The organism is Paracoccus sp. KR1-242 (assembly GCF_049446195.1).
GTDB classification, from domain to species: Bacteria; Pseudomonadota; Alphaproteobacteria; order Rhodobacterales; family Rhodobacteraceae; genus Paracoccus; species Paracoccus broussonetiae.
In genome coordinates, this window is the sequence record NZ_JBMSED010000004.1 from 116,433 (window position 1) to 132,760 (window position 16,328).

The window sequence follows — 16,328 nt, forward strand, 5'->3', positions numbered from 1 at the left end:
AAACGGCACTGGGCCGCCGCTTACAGCGGCCAGAACAGCGGGATCGTCAGGCAGGCCACGATACCGGTGATGATGTCCAGCGGCACCCCCACCTTCACGAAATCGCTGAACTTATAGCCACCCGGCCCATAGACCATCATGTGCGTCTGATAGCCGATGGGCGTCGCAAAGGCGACCGTGGCCGAGAACATCACCGCCACCACATAGGCGCGCGGATCATGGCCCAGCGATTTGGCCAGCGCGATGGCGATCGGGGTCAGCAGGACTGCGACCGCGTTGTTCGACAGCACCTCTGTCATCGCGAGGCCAAGGAAATAGATCCCGAACAGCGTGACAAAGGGCGGCAATCCCTTCAGCGAGGGGGCCAGCGCATCGACGATCAGGTTGACGGTCCCGGTATATTCCAGCGCCTCGCCGACCGCGAGCATGGCAAAGATCATCGCCAGCAACCGACCGTCGATGAACGAGAACGCCTCCTCCGCATCGACGCAGCGCGTGACCAGAATCACCGCCGCGGCGATGAAGGACAGCGCAAGGATTGGCGCGACATCTGCGGCCGCCAGGATCACCACCGCCAGCAGGCAAAGCACCGCGATCGGTGCGCGCTCGCGGCGATAGGCGCGGGCGGCCGGACGCGAGACGTCGACCAGTTCCATGTCGGCGGCAAGCCGGGCGATGTCTTCGGGCGCACCTTCCAGCAGCAGCGTATCGCCCACACGCACCACCAGGTCATCCAGCTGGCGGCCGATATTCTGACTGCGACGATGGGCGGCCAGCACATAGACGCCATAGCGGCGGCGCAGGCGCATGTCGCCCAGCTTGCGACCGATCAGCCGCGCGCCGGGAGAAATCAGGACCTCGACAGTTTCGGTCGCGACCGAGCTGAGCTTGTCGACCATCTGCAGGTTCTTGTTGGCCTGCATTTCCAGCAGGTCGGCCATTTCGGTGCGCAGGACGACGCGGTCGCCCGGCTCAAGCACGACCTCGGCCAGGTTGCGCCGCAGCGAGGCATCGCCGCGCAGCACGTCGACGAGGCGCACGGCATCGCGCTTGAACATGGCGACCTCGGTCACGCTTTGCCCCACAAGCGAGGAATCCTCGGGGATCGCGACCTCGGTGAAGTACTTCATCTCGCGCCGTGAGCCCAGGAAGCCCGCCAGCGAAGTGCGTTCGGGCAAAAGCTTGCGACCGATCAGCGCGAAGTAGGCGATGCCCGCCAGCGTGACGGCGATGCCGACCGGCGCGATCTCGAAGATGGTGAAATGGGCAAGCCCCTGTTCGCGCGCCACCCCGTCCACCAGAAGGTTGGTCGAGGTGCCGATCAGCGACAGCATCCCGCCCAGGATGGTGAAGTAGCTCAGCGGCATCAGCAGCTTCGACGGTGACATGCCCATCCGCAGCGCAAGCTGGATGCAGATCGGGATCATCACCGCTACCACCGGGGTATTGTTCATGATCGCCGATGCCAGGATCACGAAACCGAACAGCGCGCAGACCGTCAGGATCGGATGGGTCGTGGCGCGGGCCGAAACCAGCCGCGACATCATCTCAAGCGCGCCGGTCCGCAGCAGGCCGCCCATGATCAGGAACATGAAGGCGATGGTCCAGGGCGCGGCGTTCGAAAGCACGCTGGCTGCGTCCTTTACCGGCAGCAATCCCAGCAGCATCATCGTGGCGGCAGAGCCGATCGCGACGACCTCTGGCGGGTGTTTCTCGCGGATGAACTGGATGAATGTGAGGGCGACGATGACAAGCATCGCAATCGCCGCGTTGGTTCCGGTCAGTTGGAATCCGAGCATGCAGAATTCTGTCCCATGCGCCGTAAATCACGGCCCTTTCGATGGGTTTTAGAATAATTTTCTGCACCGCCGCAAGCAAAACAGCCCGCAGCGGCTGCGCTCAGGCGGGAAGCTGCGTCCCTTGCAGGACACCGCCCTGCCGCACCGGCTCGATCTTGACGGCTTTGCCGCTGCGATCATCGGTGGTGACAAGCACGCCGCAGATGGTCGCTTCGCCCTCGGCGGGGGTAAAGCGCTCGGATGCCATGCCGGTCAGGAAGCGGCGCAGGGGCTCGGCCTTCTCCATGCCGATGATGCTGTCGTAGTCGCCGCACATCCCTGCATCCGACTGATAGCCGGTACCGCGTGGCAGGATCATGGTGTCGGCGGTCGGCACATGGGTATGGGTGCCGACGACAAGGCTGGCGCGGCCATCGCACCAATGGCCGATGGCCATCTTCTCGCTGGTCGCCTCGGCATGGATGTCGACGACCGCGGCCTGCACCAACCCGCCCAGCGGATGGGCGCGCAGAACCGTGTCGATGGCCGAGAAGGGATCGTCGAAGGGCCGCTTCATGAACACCTGCCCCAGGACCTGCGCGACCAGCACCTTGCGGCCCCGCGTCGCCTCGAACACGCGGGCGCCCCGGCCCGGCGCGACCTTCGAGAAGTTCAGCGGCCGGATGACGCGCGGCTCGGTCTCGATGAAGGACAGCATTTCCTTCTGGTCGAAGGCATGGTCCCCCAGCGTCACGCAATCCGCGCCCGCATCCAGGATCAGCTTGGCGTGACCGCCGGTCAGACCCATGCCGCCCGAGGCATTTTCCCCGTTCACGATGGTGAAATCGACGCCCAGCCGCTCTTTCAGCGGCTGAAGCCCTTCGGCAATGACGCGACGACCGGCACGGCCCATCACGTCCCCAAGATAAAGAATTCGCATGGCCGAGCGTTAGGCCAAAGCCGCGCCGCGCTCAAGCCCCCGCTGCGGTTTCAGGCCAGCCAGACGCCAATCGCAACCGAAACCAGCGCAATGAACGCACCCGCGGCCATGCCGGCCAGCAGGCCGCCCCGCTTTCCGCGCGCATCCTCCGACCGGCTGTCGGGTTCGCGCAGCATCTCGGGCATCCGCCGCTCCAGGAATTCCGGCAGAAGCGGCGCATAGCGGCTGAGCACCTGGGCCGAGCGCGCCAGGTCGCGCACTGCGGCCTTTGGCCCCAGGTTATCCCGGATATAGTTCTCGACGACGGGGCGGGCCGCCTCCCACATGTTCATCTGCGGATCCAGCGAACGGGCCACGCCTTCGACCACGACCATGGTGCGTTGCAGCAGGATCAACTCGGTCCGGGTCCGCATTCCGAAACGCTCGGTCACTTCGAACAGATAGGCCAGCAGGTTCGCCATCGAGATGCGGCTGGCATCGGCGCCGAAGATCGGCTCGCCGACCGCGCGCAGCGCGCGGGCAAATTCCGCCATGTCGCGGTCGCGGGGCACGTATCCCGCCTCGAAATGAACACGCGCGACGCGCATATAGTCGCGCCGGATAAACCCCATCAGGATTTCGGCATAGACACGACGGGTATATTCGTCGATCTCGCCCATGATGCCGAAGTCATACATAATGACATCGCCGTCGGCCCCGACCTTCAGGTTGCCCTGATGCATGTCGGCGTGGAAAAACCCGTCGCGCAGAGCATGTTGCAGGAAAAGCTGCAGCACCCGTGCAGCCAGCGCAGGTAGGTCGTGGCCCGCCGCACGCAGCGCCGCGACATCGCCCAGCGGCGTGCCCTCGGCCCAGTCGCTGGTCAGGACGCGCCGCGCGCTCAGATGCCAATGCGGACGGGGAACGCGCATCCCCTTGTCCTCGCGCGTGTTCTCGGCGAATTCCGACGCGGCCGAGGCCTCGCGCCGCAGGTCCAGCTCGCCCGTGACCACGGTTTCGAAATGCGTCACCACGTCGCGCGGACGCAGCCGCCGGGTCGCGGGAGAGATTCGCTCGATCATCCCGGCCGCGAAATGGAAGGCGTCGATGTCGCGGCGGAAGTCGGCCTCGACCGAGGGGCGCAGCACCTTGACCGCCACCTCACGGCCATTGTCCGCACGCCGCGCCCGGTGCACCTGCGCGATCGAGGCGGCGGCGACAGGTTCCGAAAACTCGTCGAAAAGCGCATCGACCGGCTGGCCCAAAGCCTCGGCGACGATGGCCAGCGCCTGATCTTGCGGGAACGGAGGCAGGCGGTCCTGCAGCATCGACAGCTGCTCGGCCAGTTCGGGGCCAACCACGTCGGGGCGCGTCGAAAGGATCTGCCCGAACTTGATATAGGCCGGACCCAGCGCCGTGATCGCGCGTGTCACCGGCGGCAGCGCCGGATCGCCCTTGTAACCAAGCCAGGCAAAGGGCCAGCCCAGCACATGCGCGGCCATGCGGATCCGGGCGGGTGCGTTCATCGCGTCAAGCGCGGCACCCATCGCCCCCGTGCGTTCGAAGGTCGCGCCGGTCCGGATCAGGCGCCAGATATTGTGGGGTCCACGCATGTCTCAGACCTTCCAGCCGGAATGCAGCGCGGCGATCCCCATGGAAAGGTTGCGGTATTGCACACGGCCGAAACCGGCCTGCCGGATCATCGTCGCGAAGCTCTCCTGGTCGGGGAATTTGCGGATCGACTCGACCAGGTATTGATAGCTGTCGCGGTCATTGGCCACGATCTCGCCCATTTTCGGGATCACGTTGAAGCTGTAGCGGTCGTATAGCCATTGCAGCATCGGGACAGGCATCTGGCTGAATTCCAGCACCATCAACCGCCCGCCCGGACGAAGGACGCGGCGCGCCTCGGCCAGTGCATCCGGGATGCGGGTGACGTTGCGGATGCCGAAGCTGATCGTATAGCGATCGAAGCTGTCATCGGCGAAGGGCAGCTTCATCGCGTCGCCCGTAACCCAGGCCAGGCGGTCGGCAAGGCGTCCCGCCTCGGCCCGCTTGCGCCCTTCGACCAGCATCGACTCGGTCATGTCGCAGACTGTGACGCGCGCGCCCGAAGCGCGGCCAAGAAACCGAAAGGCAATGTCGCCCGTGCCGCCCGCGACATCCAGCAGGTGCTGGCCATCGCGCGGCGCCAGCCAGTCCATCATCGCGGTCTTCCAGACGCGGTGGACCCCCACGCTCATCAGGTCGTTCATCACATCATAGCGCGACGCGACCCGAGAAAAGACGCCATGTACCAGCCCCGCCTTTTCCTCTTCCGCCACGGTGCGGAATCCGAAATGGGTTTCCTTGCGCTGGTCGTCGGTCATCTTGCTTGTCCATTCGTCGTTTCGCGCCCAGATAGGCCAGATGTGCGCCGCGCACCATGCGACGAATGGAAAATAAATGCCAGAACTGCCTGAGGTCGAAACCGTCCGCCGCGGACTTGCCCCGCATCTGGAGGGCCACGTCATTGCCCGCGCCGAGGCCCGCCGGCCCGACCTGCGCTGGCCCCTGCCGCCCGATCTGGTGCAGGTCGTGACCGGCGCGCGCGTGACCGGCCTGCGGCGGCGATCGAAATACATCCTGGTCGATCTGGAGGACCGCGGCAGCATCCTTCTGCATCTGGGCATGTCCGGCCGGATGCTGATCGAGGATGCGCTTCAGGGCGATTTCCACCGCGATCCCGCCATCCTTCCGCGACACGACCATGTGCTGTTCTGGAATGAACAGGGCACGCGGATCACCTTCAACGACGCGCGGCGCTTTGGCATGGTGGACCTGGTCGCGCCGGGCGCCACCCACCCGATGCTGGCTCATCTTGGACCCGAGCCGCTTTCGGACGACTTCACGCCTGCCCTTTTGGCCGAGGCGCTGGCGGGTCGCAAAAGCCCGATCAAGGCCGCGCTGCTGGACCAGCGGATCGTGGCCGGGCTGGGCAACATCTATGTCTCAGAGGCGCTGAGCCGCGCCGGCATCGACCCGAGGCGGGCGTCCGGGCGGATCTCGGACCAGCGGATCGCGGCGCTTGTCCGGCATATCCGCGACGTCCTGACCGAGGCCATCGCCGCCGGCGGATCAAGCCTGCGCGATCACCGCCAGGCGACGGGCGAGCTGGGCTATTTCCAGCACTCGTTCCGCGTTTATGGCCGCGAAGGCGCACCCTGCCCCACCCCCGGCTGCACCGGGACAATCCGTCGCGTCGTGCAATCGGGCAGGTCCAGCTTCTTCTGCCCCGATTGCCAGAAATAGCGCCAGGGCATGAGTTCCGCAGCGACGGGAAACGATGGAGCCGGACAAAGAACGCCGGGGGACGCTAGCCAGACGGTCGCGGCTTTGTTACGAGTCCTGTCCAGCTATTTCTGAAAGGCAAGATATCCGATGGCGTACCAGACCCTGACCGTCGAGCTTGACGATTATGTTGCGCTGATCCGTCTGAACCGGCCCGATGCGCTGAACGCCCTGAATTCGCAGCTGCTGAGCGAGCTGGGCACGGCACTGAACGAGGCCGACCGCAACGAGAAGATCCGCTGCATCGTCCTGACCGGCAGCGAGAAAGCCTTTGCCGCAGGTGCCGACATCAAGGAGATGTCGACGAAAAGCTTCGTCGACGTCTATACCAGCGACCTGTTCGGGGCCGAGATCGACCGCATCACATCGACCCGCAAGCCGATCATTGCGGCGGTATCGGGCTATGCGCTTGGCGGGGGCTGCGAGCTGGCCATGGCCTGCGACTTCATCATCTGCGCCGACAACGCCAAGTTCGGCCAGCCCGAGATCAACCTGGGCGTCATGGCCGGGATCGGCGGCACCCAGCGCCTGACCCGCTTCGTCGGCAAGTCGAAGGCCATGGACATGCACCTGACCGGTCGCTTCATGGATGCGGCCGAAGCCGAGCGCTCGGGCCTGGTCAGCCGGGTCGTGCCCGCTGCACGGCTGGTCGCCGAGGCCGTCGCCGTGGCCAAGAAGATCACCGAGAAATCCCAGGTCGCCGTCATGGCGGCCAAGGAGGCGGTCAACCGCGCCTATGAAACCACCCTGCGCGAAGGCATCCTGTTCGAACGCCGCAGCTTCCAGGCCCTGTTCGCGACCGAAGACCAGAAGGAAGGCATGGCCGCCTTCCTGGAAAAGCGCGAGCCCCAGTTCCGCGACCGGTGATTTCCGCTTGGCATTGGCCCGAACCACCTGTATAGGGCCGAGCTTACATGCGCGTGGGCCCGCTTTAAGGCAAGAATCATGACCGTCCTCGATTGGACGGTGCCGTGGGGCTTTTGCGTAATCGATACGAAGAACAAACAGGATCGCATCCCATGGCCAATACGCCCCAATCCAAGAAGCGCGCCCGCCAGATCGAGCGCGTCACCGCAGTCAACAAGGCGCGCCGCTCGCGCATCCGCACCTATCTGCGCAAGGTCGAAGAAGCGCTGGAAAGCGGTGATGCGGCTGTCGCCCGCGAGGCACTGCTGAAAGCCCAGCCCGAGCTGATGCGCGGCGTGACCAAAGGCGTCGTTCACAAGAACACCGCCGCCCGCAAGATCTCGCGCCTGACGGCACGCGTGAAAGCGCTCGCAACCGCCTGATACGGCTGCTGCAAATCCGCAACTAGCGGTAGAAATAGATTGGGCGCGCTCCATCTTGGCGCGCCCTTTTCCGTTAGTCCCGCGGACTAACAAACAGTAAAATAACGGCTTTCGCGCTGTCACGATTTCGTCACCCGCCCGTGAGATTCGAATGGGCAAAGTGACTGTCAAGCGCGAAGATCGGTTGTCGGCGGAGCGCCGTTCTTGCTAGCTTCGGTCCAGCGATTCACGTCGCACCTGGGGGACAAGCCCCGTGGACCGGCTTTTGGCCGGAAGGCCGGGGCAGGCAAGCTTGATCGGGGGACGATCAGCTCACCAATGAAGTCGGAAACCGGCTGCCACCGGTTCCGATTCATGTCTGGAGACGAGGCCTCGACCGGCCTTTGCGCTGCATCACTTTGCGGCGTGGGGATCTGTTGTCGCCACCAGTCCGTCGGGCGCCGATGCCGAATCACACTTCACGCCGGGCAAAGCCGGCGGAACATGGGCAACGAACGGACGTGGGCGAGATGGACAAGATTTGGGGGCAAGCGCGTGAAGAACTTCAGAAAATCGTCGGAGCCGACAGTTTCGCGACCTGGATCGAACCGCTTCGCCTCGCCGGTGTGACCGACGGCACCGCGGTCATCGCCTGCCCCACGCGCTTTCTGTCAGACTGGGTCTCGCGCCATTACAGCGACGACATCCTGAAGGTCCTGGACCGTGTCGGCGGACCCGTGCACCGGCTGAATTTCGAAACGCGCAGCCCGGTCATCCGCCAGGCCGCGAATTCGGTCGAGCCGCGCCCCCAGCCCGCTCCGCGTGCTGTCGACGAGGAACTGACCGCCCCGTTGGACCAGCGCTTCACCTTTGACAATTTCGTCGTCGGCAAGCCGAACGAGCTGGCCCATGCCGCCGCCCGTCGCGTCGCCGAAGGCGGGCCGGTCACGTTCAACCCGCTGTTCCTTTACGGTGGCGTCGGTCTGGGCAAGACCCACCTGATGCACGCCATCGCGCGCGAGATCCAGGCCCGCCAACCCGAGGCACGGGTGCTTTACCTTTCGGCCGAGCAGTTCATGTACCGCTTCGTTCAGGCGCTGCGCGACCGCACCGTCATGGACTTCAAGGAGCTGTTCCGCACCGTGTCGGTGCTGATGGTCGATGACGTCCAGTTCATTGCCGGCAAGGATTCCACGCAAGAGGAATTCTTCCACACTTTCAACACCCTGGTCGATCAAGGCAAGCAGATCGTCATCTCGGCCGACCGCGCGCCGGGCGAGATCAAGGACATGGAAGAGCGCATCAAATCGCGCCTGCAATGCGGTCTGGTCGTCGACCTGCACCCGACCGATTACGAATTGCGCCTGGGCATCCTGCAATCCAAGACCGACGTTTTCCGCCTGCAATATCCGGGGCTGCAGCTGGCGCCGGGCGTGCTGGAATTCCTGGCCCACCGCATCACCTCGAACGTGCGCGTGCTGGAAGGCGCGTTGCAGCGCCTGTTCGCCTTCGCCAGCCTGATGGGCCGCGAAATCACGCTGGACATGACCCAGGAATGCCTGGCCGACATCCTGCGCGCAAATGACCGCAAGGTCTCGATCGAAGAGATCCAGCGCAAGGTGGCCGAACATTACAATATCCGCCTGTCCGACATGATCGGGCCGAAGCGCGTGCGCACCGTCGCGCGCCCGCGCCAGATCGCGATGTACCTGTCCAAGCAGATGACCTCGCGTTCGCTGCCCGAGATCGGGCGCCGTTTTGGCGGGCGCGATCACACCACCATCATGCACGGTGTCAGGAAGATCGAGGAGCTGCGCAGTGCCGATCGCAGCCTTGCAGAAGATATCGACCTGCTGCGCCGTCTTCTTGAGGCCTGATCCGCTTGACCCGCCGGGCAAATCTGCGAAATTGCCCGGCACCGGGTTGGGTCTTATAGTCACCCTTCCCGCCGCGAGAGTGACATAAGGACCGACCATGAAATTTGCGATCGAACGTGCCGATCTGGTTAAGGCAGTTTCTCAGGCCCAGTCCGTTGTCGAGCGGCGCAACACGATCCCGATTCTGGCCAATGTCCTGATCGAGACGACGCCCGAGGGCGTCAGCTTCCGCGCGACCGATCTGGACACCGAAATCGTCTATCTGACCAATGCCCAGGTCGAGCGCCCCGGCGCGACCACCGTATCGGCCAGCATGCTGAACGACATAGCCCGCAAGCTGCCCGATGGCGCGCTGGTGCAACTTGACCTTGATCCCAATTCGGGCCGCCTGTCGGTCCTGGCAGGTCGGTCGAATTTCAGCCTTGCGACCCTTCCGCGCGAGGATTTCCCGGTGATGTCCTCGTCGGAATACCCGGCGAATTTTTCGGCCCCCGCGGTGGTCCTGCGCCGGCTGTTCGACAAGTCGAAATTCGCGATATCGAACGAAGAGACGCGCTATTACCTGAACGGCGTCTACATGCATGTGGCGCAGGGCGAAGAAGGGCCGTCGCTGCGCTGCGTGGCGACCGATGGGCACCGTCTTGCGCGGATCGACGCCCCCCTGCCCGACGGCGCGGCCGAGATGCCGGGCGTGATCGTGCCCCGCAAGACCGTGACCGAACTGCGCAAGTTGCTGGATGACGACGCGACCCCGATCGCCGTTTCGGTCAGCGAGACGAAGGTGCGCTTCGCCACGCCGACCATCACCCTGACCTCGAAGGTGATCGACGGCACCTTCCCCGATTACTCGCGCGTCATCCCTGCCGGAAACACCCGCAAGCTGGAGGTGGACGCCGGTGACTTCGCCAAGGCCGTCGACCGCGTCGCCACCGTCAGCAGCGAACGCTCGCGCGCGGTCAAGCTGTCGCTGGACGAAGACCGGCTGGTCCTGTCGGTCAACGCCCCCGATTCGGGCGCGGCCGAGGAAGAGCTGCCCGTCGCCTATGCAGACGAGCCGCTGGAGATCGGCTTCAACGCGAAATACCTGCATGAGATCGCGGGCCAGATCGATCGCGAAAACGCGGTCTTCCTGTTCAACGGTTCGGGCGACGCGGCGCTGATCCGCGAAGGCGGCGACACCACCGCGGTTTATGTCGTCATGCCGATGCGCGTGTGACGCTTACCCACCTGCACCTGACCCAGTTCCGCAGCTGGGACCGGCTTCAGCTTGAACCAGATCAACGGCCCGTGGCGATCCACGGGCCGAACGGCGCTGGCAAGACCAACATCCTTGAAGCCATCTCCATGCTCTCGCCCGGTCGCGGGATGCGGGGGGCGGCGCCGGGCGATCAGGCGCGCAGGGGGCCGGATGTCGGCTGGCAGGTCCGGGCGGTGATCGGTGAACGTCAGGTCACGACCCGCGCCCTGCCCGGCCTTTCGCGCGAAGTCGCCATAGATGACAAGGCATCGACGCAGGTGGCGCTTGGCAGCCTGATGCGGGTCATCTGGCTGACGCCGGCGATGGACCGGCTATGGGCCGATGCCCCGGAAGCGCGTCGGCGCTTTCTGGATCGCATCACGCTGAGCTTCACCCCCGGCCATGCCGAGGATGCGCTGGCTTATGAGAAATCGATGCGCGAACGGAACCGGTTGCTGCGCGACGAGGTCCGCGATGCAGGCTGGTACCGGGCGCTTGAACTGCAGATGGCCGATACCGGTGCCGCGATCACCCGCAACAGGCTGGACGCCATTGCCCGGATCATGGCCGCGCAGGACGGGGCTGAAACCGCCTTTCCCGCCGCGACCCTGACGTTGCTGCCCGGCGAAGGCGCCGCCGACGATCCCGACCCTGACAGCATCGCGACCCGTCTGTCCGAGGGTCGCGGACGCGACATGGCCGCCGGTCGGACCCTGACCGGCCCACACCGGGCAGATCTTGGCGCGCATTGGGGCCCTCAGGACATGCCTGCCGCCCTGTCCTCGACCGGAGAGCAGAAAGCCCTGCTGCTGTCGCTGATCCTTGCCAATGCCCGTGCGCTTGCCGACGAAACCCCGGTGCTGCTGCTGGACGAGGTGGCCGCCCATCTGGACGCCGACCGCCGCGCCGCCCTTTATGACGAAATCACCGCGCTGCGCGCCCAGGCCTTCCTGACGGGAACCGGCCCCGAGCTGTTCGAGACGCTTCGGGACCGGGCACAATTCCTGAGCGTCGCCCGGGATGGCGACGCCTCGCACCTGGTCTAGACGATCAGGTCAACGAGTTCGAAGCTGCGCACATCCACGATTCCCAGGTCCGAGATACGCAACTCCGGGATCACCACCAGCGCCAGCAGCGAATGCTGCATATAGGCGTTGTTCAGGCTGCAGCCGCAATCCAGCATGGCCTGAACGATGGCCTGCGCGGCCTCGGCGACTTCGGTCGCCGGCAGGTCGGACATCAGCCCGGCGATGGGCAGCGCCACCGTCGCAAGTTCGGCCCCGTCGCGGAAGACGGTGACACCGCCACCGACCTGGCCCAGATGGTTGGCCGCCGCCGCCATCGTGTCGCGGTCGGTGCCGACCACGATCATGTGGTGGCTGTCATGCGCCACGGTCGAGGCGACCGCGACCCGCCCCTGATAGCCGAAGCCTGAGACGAATCCGTTCACGACCCCGCCCGTGCCGCGGTGGCGCTCGACCAGGGCAATCTGGCAGACCTCGCCCTGCCCCTCAATCACGCCGTCGCGGATCGGCAACTCGGCCTCAAGCGCGCGGGTCGGGGCCTGATTCTCGACAACGCCGATGACGCGAACACGGGCTCTGTCGCCGCTGGCCCGGACCGCGAAGTCGGGCCCGGCCAGCTGCTTGCCAAGATGGACCGAGTTCCGCGCCGACTCCGGCCACTCGATGCGGGGGCAATCGACCAGAAGCTGCCCGTTTTCGGCAACCAACTGCCCTTGGGCGATGACGGCCTCGATCGGCAGCGCCCGCAGGTCCGAGGTCAGGATGACATCGGCGCGCCGACCGGGGGTAATCGAACCCAGCTCGCGTTCGACCCCGAAATGACTGGCGGCATTGATCGTGGCCATCTGGATCGCGATCAGCGGATCGCAGCCGCAATCGATGGCATGGCGCACGACGCGGTTCATGTGGCCGTCATGGACCAGCGTGCCCGAATGGCTGTCATCGGTGCACAGGATGAAGAAGCGCGGGTCCAGCCCCTTTTCGGTGATCGCGGTGATCTGGGTTTCGACGTCATACCATGCTGAACCCAGTCGCATCATGCAGCCCATGCCCTGCCGGACGCGGGCAATGCCCTGCTCTTCATTGGTGGTTTCGTGATCGTCCGCCGCGCCCCCCGCGACATAGGCGTGGAAGGGCCGCCCAAGATCGGGGCTGGCATAATGGCCACCGACCGTCTTGCCGGAGGCGCGGGTTGCCGCGATTTCGCCCAGCATCTGGGGATCGCCAGCCGCGACGCCGGGAAAGTTCATCATCTCACCCAGTCCGATGATACCGTCCCAGCCCATCGCCTGCGCCACCTCGCCCTCGCTGATGGGCGACCCCGTCGTCTCCAGTCCCGGTGCCGAGGGGGCGCAACTGGGCATCTGCGTGAACATGCTGATCGGCTGCAGCAGCGATTCGTCCCGCATCAGCCGCACACCTTCCAGCCCCAGCACATTGGCGATCTCGTGCGGGTCGTGGAAGATGGTCGTCGTGCCATGCGGGATGACCGCGCCCGCAAAGCCCGCAGGAGTCAGCATTCCCGATTCGACATGCATATGCGCGTCGATCAGACCCGGCACCATGAAGCGTCCCGCAGCCTCGATCACCTGCGTCTGCGGCCCGATCGAGGGGGCGGCCTCCGGCCCGACATAGGCGATACGCCCGTCCGCAACCGCAATGTCGATGCCCGCGATCGTCTCGCGCGTGTGGACATTGACCCAGACCCCGCCACGGATCACCAGATCCGCAAACGCACGACCCGCCGCCACCTCAACCAGCCGCGCCTGAGCCTCGATCCAGGGTTTCAACATGACACTCTCCTTGTTCCTGTCTGCCAATCTGCGGCAGGGTAACGGCGAAGGAAAGGCGTGACGATGGAATGGCAGGGCGAAGCCAGCGTGATGACGCAGCGCAGGCACGGAGAGAACGCCGTGATCCTGACCGTGCTGTCACGCGATGCGGGCCTGGTGTCGGGACTCGTGCCTGGTGGGGCCAGCAGCAAGCGGGCCGCGATGCTGCAACCGGGCAACCGCCTCAGCCTGCGCTGGCGCGCCCGGATCGAAGAGCATCTGGGCACCTTCACGGTCGAGCCGCTGCGCGCACGCCCGGGTCTGATGGACAGCGCCGATGCCCTTGCCGGAACGAATGCCGTCACCTCGCTGCTGACCTATGCCCTGCCCGAACGCGATCCCCACCCCGCCCTTGCAGACGCGACCGAGGCGCTGCTGGACCGCATCGATGCCGGGCAAGGCTGGGCGGAAAGCTATCTCAGATGGGAAATGCAACTGCTGGACGAACTGGGCTTTGGACTGGACCTGTCAAGCTGCGCGGTGACTGGCGCGCGGCAGGGTCTGGCCTATGTCAGCCCAAGATCGGGGCGGGCCGTCAGCGCCGCGGGTGCCGGGGACTGGGCGCCAAGGCTGCTGCCACTGCCCGCGCTGCTGGGTGGCTGCGGCAATGGCGGCATTGCCGATGCGTTGCGCTTGACGGGTCACTTCCTGCAAACGCGTCTGGCCGAATTTCATGCCGGAAAGCCGCTGCCGCCCGCGCGCGCACGGCTCGTCGCGCGCCTGACGGCCAGCGAAGTCAGCCATAGCTAGGCAGCGTGCGGGCCAGCCGGTCCTGCCAGCCAGCCCGCATAGCGGGTCATTCCTTGCGGTAGCCCGGCTCGAAGGTCAGGTAGGACGGCCCGCCGGTGATCACCAGCACCCCACCCTTGTAGCTGATGCCGTCAGCCTGCGAGAGCGCGTTGAAGTAACGCTGCTCAAGCGCGCCGGCTTTGCCGCCACAGGCCATCTTGGTCGTGGTCAGCGGCCCAAGCTTGAAGCCCGGCGGTTCGGCGACCTGCGGCGCGGAATAGTGGTTGCACGGCGCCTGCCCCGAGATCGAGCCATCCGACTCGATGGTCAGGCCGACATTGCGCTGGGGCACGGTATCGGAACCGATGCCGACCAGCACATAGGGGCCGGTGGGAATATTGCTGCCGGGGCCACTGGAGCCGGTCGGCTCGCAGGCCGCAAGCGTGGCAAGGGCCACCGCGGCTGCGGTAAAGCTGAGGATGCGGGTCATTGGCAGCTCCGTTTGTGTATTGCCGCACATAATGCCTGATCGCCGCAATCTGTCCAGCCGTGGCCGGTTTTTTCGCGTCAGGACAGTAACCTGCGTGCAATAACCTGCGCCTGAATCTCGGCCGCTCCTTCGAAGATATTCAGGATGCGCGCGTCGCAAAGCAGGCGGCTGACCGGGTACTCCAGCGCAAAGCCGTTGCCGCCGTGAATCTGCAGCGCATTGTCCGCCGCGGCCCAGGCGACGCGCGCGGCCAGAAGCTTCGCCATGCCCGCCTCAAGATCGCAGCGCCGGCCGTGATCCTTTTCCCAGGCGCTGAAATAGGTCAGCTGCCGGGCAATCACGATTTCCACGGCGGTCAGGGCCAGCTTGTCCGCGACGCGCGGGAACTCGGCCAGGGGTCTGCCGAACTGCCGCCGCTCGACCGCATAGCGCAACCCCGCCTCGCAAGCCGATTGCGCGACCCCGACGGCGCGGGCGGCGGTCTGGATGCGCGCGGATTCGAAGGTCTCCATCAGCTGCTTGAAGCCCTTGCCGGGTTCGCCCCCCAGAAGGTTCGCACCCTCGACCCGGAAGCCGTCAAAGCCAAGCTCGTATTCCTTCATCCCGCGATAGCCCAGGACGCCGATCTCGCCCCCGGTCATGCCGGGCGTCGGAAAGGGATCCTCGTCGCTGCCGGGCGTCTTCTCGGCCAGGAACATCGACAGCCCGCGCCAATCGCTCGTTTCGGGATCGGTGCGCGCCAGCAGCGTCATGACATGGCTGCGCTGCGCATGGGTAATCCAGGTCTTGTTGCCGGTGATCAGCCAGTCGTCGCCGTCGCGAACCGCGCGGGTGCGCAGGCTGCCAAGATCCGAGCCGGTATTCGGTTCGGTAAAGACCGCGGTCGACAGGATCTCGCCCGAGGCGAGGCCGGGCAGCCATTGCGCCTTTTGCGCCTCGGTCCCGCCGCACAGGATCAGTTCCGCCGCGATTTCGCTGCGGGTGCCAAGGCTGCCCACGCCGATATAGCCGCGCGACAATTCCTCGGTCACGACGACCATCGCGGCCTTTGACATGCCCAGACCGCCGAATTCCTCGGGGATGGTCAGCCCGAACACACCCAGTTCGGCCAGTTCTCGGATGATCTCCATGGGGATCAGCTGGTCGCGCAGGTGCCATTCATGGGCATTGGGCACCACCCGTTCATCGGCATAGCGGCGGAACTGGGCGCGGATCATCTCAAGCTCGTCATCAAGGCCGGATGCCCCGAAGGTCGCCTGCCCCAGATCGGCCTGCATGGTGCGCGCCAGTTCGGCCCGCGCCTCGGGCGTGTTCCCGGCCATCAGCAGCCGCGCGGCTGCGCCGGGCTGCCAGTCGATGCCAAGATCCGACAGGCGCGCGAATTCCGTCTGGCTCATCGGGATGCCGCCAGCCAGCTGGGTCAGGTATTCGCCCAGCCCGATCTGCAGGATCAGCGCCTCGGTGCGACCCAGGCCGCCAGCCTCGTGCAGCCGACCGGCCCAACCGGTCAGCTGGCGGATCGCCTCGACATAGGTCGCGATCCAGGACAGGGCGTGCGCGGCGTGCTGGTGACGGTCCAGAAGCGCGGCATCGGGCTTGCCCGCGGGCGCGACGCGGCTCCGCAGCGCGGAAATGGCCGAATCGAGCAGCCCGCCGATGTCGGGCAGCATGTCCCTAGCCTGTCCAAGCAGGTCCTGGGGGATATCGGCGGAAAGGGTCGTCGCGTCCTTCATGGGCCATCCTTCTGCTGCTGCAGCGCACATTCGGCGATGCAGCATGTCTAGCTGCTTCGCAATCGCAGCGCAACTATCATGCGCAATGGATACAACATTCGCACGAATAT

Annotated in this window: 14 protein-coding genes; 7 read left to right on the forward strand and 7 right to left on the reverse strand. The window is 65.5% G+C overall.

Annotated elements, in window-relative coordinates:
• Nucleotides 1-20 precede the first annotated feature (20 nt).
• The 4 genes from ACO2Q4_RS07745 to ubiE form a co-directional block, all read right to left on the reverse strand.
• Entirely contained in the window at nt 21-1,799 is a 1,779-nt protein-coding gene (locus ACO2Q4_RS07745) for an SLC13 family permease (RefSeq protein WP_311758639.1), read from the reverse strand.
• A gap of 100 nt (nt 1,800-1,899) precedes the next feature.
• The gene (locus ACO2Q4_RS07750) at nt 1,900-2,718 is read right to left on the reverse strand and encodes a TIGR00282 family metallophosphoesterase (protein ID WP_311758638.1); all 819 of its coding nucleotides are present in this window, start codon (nt 2,716-2,718) and stop codon (nt 1,900-1,902) included.
• Nucleotides 2,719-2,768: 50 nt separating this feature from the next.
• Nucleotides 2,769-4,310 carry a 2-polyprenylphenol 6-hydroxylase gene (gene ubiB, locus ACO2Q4_RS07755; protein WP_395132849.1) on the reverse strand — a complete coding sequence of 514 codons (1,542 nt, stop codon included), beginning with the start codon at nt 4,308-4,310 and terminating at the stop codon, nt 2,769-2,771.
• A gap of 3 nt (nt 4,311-4,313) precedes the next feature.
• Nucleotides 4,314-5,066, reverse strand: coding sequence for a bifunctional demethylmenaquinone methyltransferase/2-methoxy-6-polyprenyl-1,4-benzoquinol methylase UbiE (gene ubiE, locus ACO2Q4_RS07760; protein ID WP_311758636.1), 753 nt, complete (start codon nt 5,064-5,066; stop codon nt 4,314-4,316).
• A 76-nt stretch (nt 5,067-5,142) separates the two neighbouring features.
• On the opposite strand from ubiE, the gene mutM reads away from it, so the two are divergent.
• The 6 genes from mutM (at nt 5,143) to recF (ending at nt 11,455) form a co-directional block, all read left to right on the forward strand.
• Nucleotides 5,143-5,988, forward strand: coding sequence for a bifunctional DNA-formamidopyrimidine glycosylase/DNA-(apurinic or apyrimidinic site) lyase (mutM, locus tag ACO2Q4_RS07765; protein ID WP_423318457.1), 846 nt, complete (start codon nt 5,143-5,145; stop codon nt 5,986-5,988).
• 129 nt (nt 5,989-6,117) lie between these two features.
• On the forward strand, nt 6,118-6,894 hold the full coding sequence (locus ACO2Q4_RS07770; RefSeq protein ID WP_311758634.1) for an enoyl-CoA hydratase: 777 nt from the start codon (nt 6,118-6,120) through the stop codon (nt 6,892-6,894).
• A 152-nt stretch (nt 6,895-7,046) separates the two neighbouring features.
• Nucleotides 7,047-7,316 carry a 30S ribosomal protein S20 gene (gene rpsT / locus ACO2Q4_RS07775; protein WP_311758633.1) on the forward strand — a complete coding sequence of 90 codons (270 nt, stop codon included), beginning with the start codon at nt 7,047-7,049 and terminating at the stop codon, nt 7,314-7,316.
• 509 nt (nt 7,317-7,825) lie between these two features.
• Entirely contained in the window at nt 7,826-9,172 is a 1,347-nt protein-coding gene (dnaA, locus tag ACO2Q4_RS07780) for a chromosomal replication initiator protein DnaA (RefSeq protein ID WP_311758632.1), read from the forward strand.
• A 97-nt stretch (nt 9,173-9,269) separates the two neighbouring features.
• Nucleotides 9,270-10,388, forward strand: coding sequence for a DNA polymerase III subunit beta (dnaN, locus tag ACO2Q4_RS07785; protein WP_311758631.1), 1,119 nt, complete (start codon nt 9,270-9,272; stop codon nt 10,386-10,388).
• Nucleotides 10,385-11,455 carry a DNA replication/repair protein RecF gene (gene recF / locus ACO2Q4_RS07790; RefSeq protein WP_423318460.1) on the forward strand — a complete coding sequence of 357 codons (1,071 nt, stop codon included), beginning with the start codon at nt 10,385-10,387 and terminating at the stop codon, nt 11,453-11,455. Before dnaN ends, recF begins: the two co-directional genes overlap by 4 nt.
• Here recF and ACO2Q4_RS07795 read toward each other — a convergent pair.
• Nucleotides 11,452-13,227 carry an adenine deaminase gene (locus ACO2Q4_RS07795; RefSeq protein ID WP_423318462.1) on the reverse strand — a complete coding sequence of 592 codons (1,776 nt, stop codon included), beginning with the start codon at nt 13,225-13,227 and terminating at the stop codon, nt 11,452-11,454. The two genes, recF and ACO2Q4_RS07795, sit on opposite strands and share 4 nt — an antisense overlap.
• 63 nt (nt 13,228-13,290) lie before the next feature.
• Between ACO2Q4_RS07795 and recO the strand changes: the two genes are divergently transcribed.
• Nucleotides 13,291-14,016: a DNA repair protein RecO gene (recO, locus tag ACO2Q4_RS07800; protein ID WP_423318665.1), complete on the forward strand. Its 726-nt coding sequence runs from the start codon at nt 13,291-13,293 to the stop codon at nt 14,014-14,016.
• Nucleotides 14,017-14,062: 46 nt separating this feature from the next.
• Here recO and ACO2Q4_RS07805 read toward each other — a convergent pair whose 3' ends face one another.
• Together ACO2Q4_RS07805 and ACO2Q4_RS07810 are read right to left on the reverse strand one after the other, a co-directional pair.
• Nucleotides 14,063-14,485, reverse strand: a complete 423-nt coding sequence (locus ACO2Q4_RS07805; protein WP_311758628.1) for an META domain-containing protein — start codon at nt 14,483-14,485, stop codon at nt 14,063-14,065.
• Nucleotides 14,486-14,562: 77 nt separating this feature from the next.
• On the reverse strand, nt 14,563-16,218 hold the full coding sequence (locus tag ACO2Q4_RS07810) for an acyl-CoA dehydrogenase family protein (RefSeq protein WP_423318464.1): 1,656 nt from the start codon (nt 16,216-16,218) through the stop codon (nt 14,563-14,565).
• Nucleotides 16,219-16,328 lie beyond the last annotated feature (110 nt).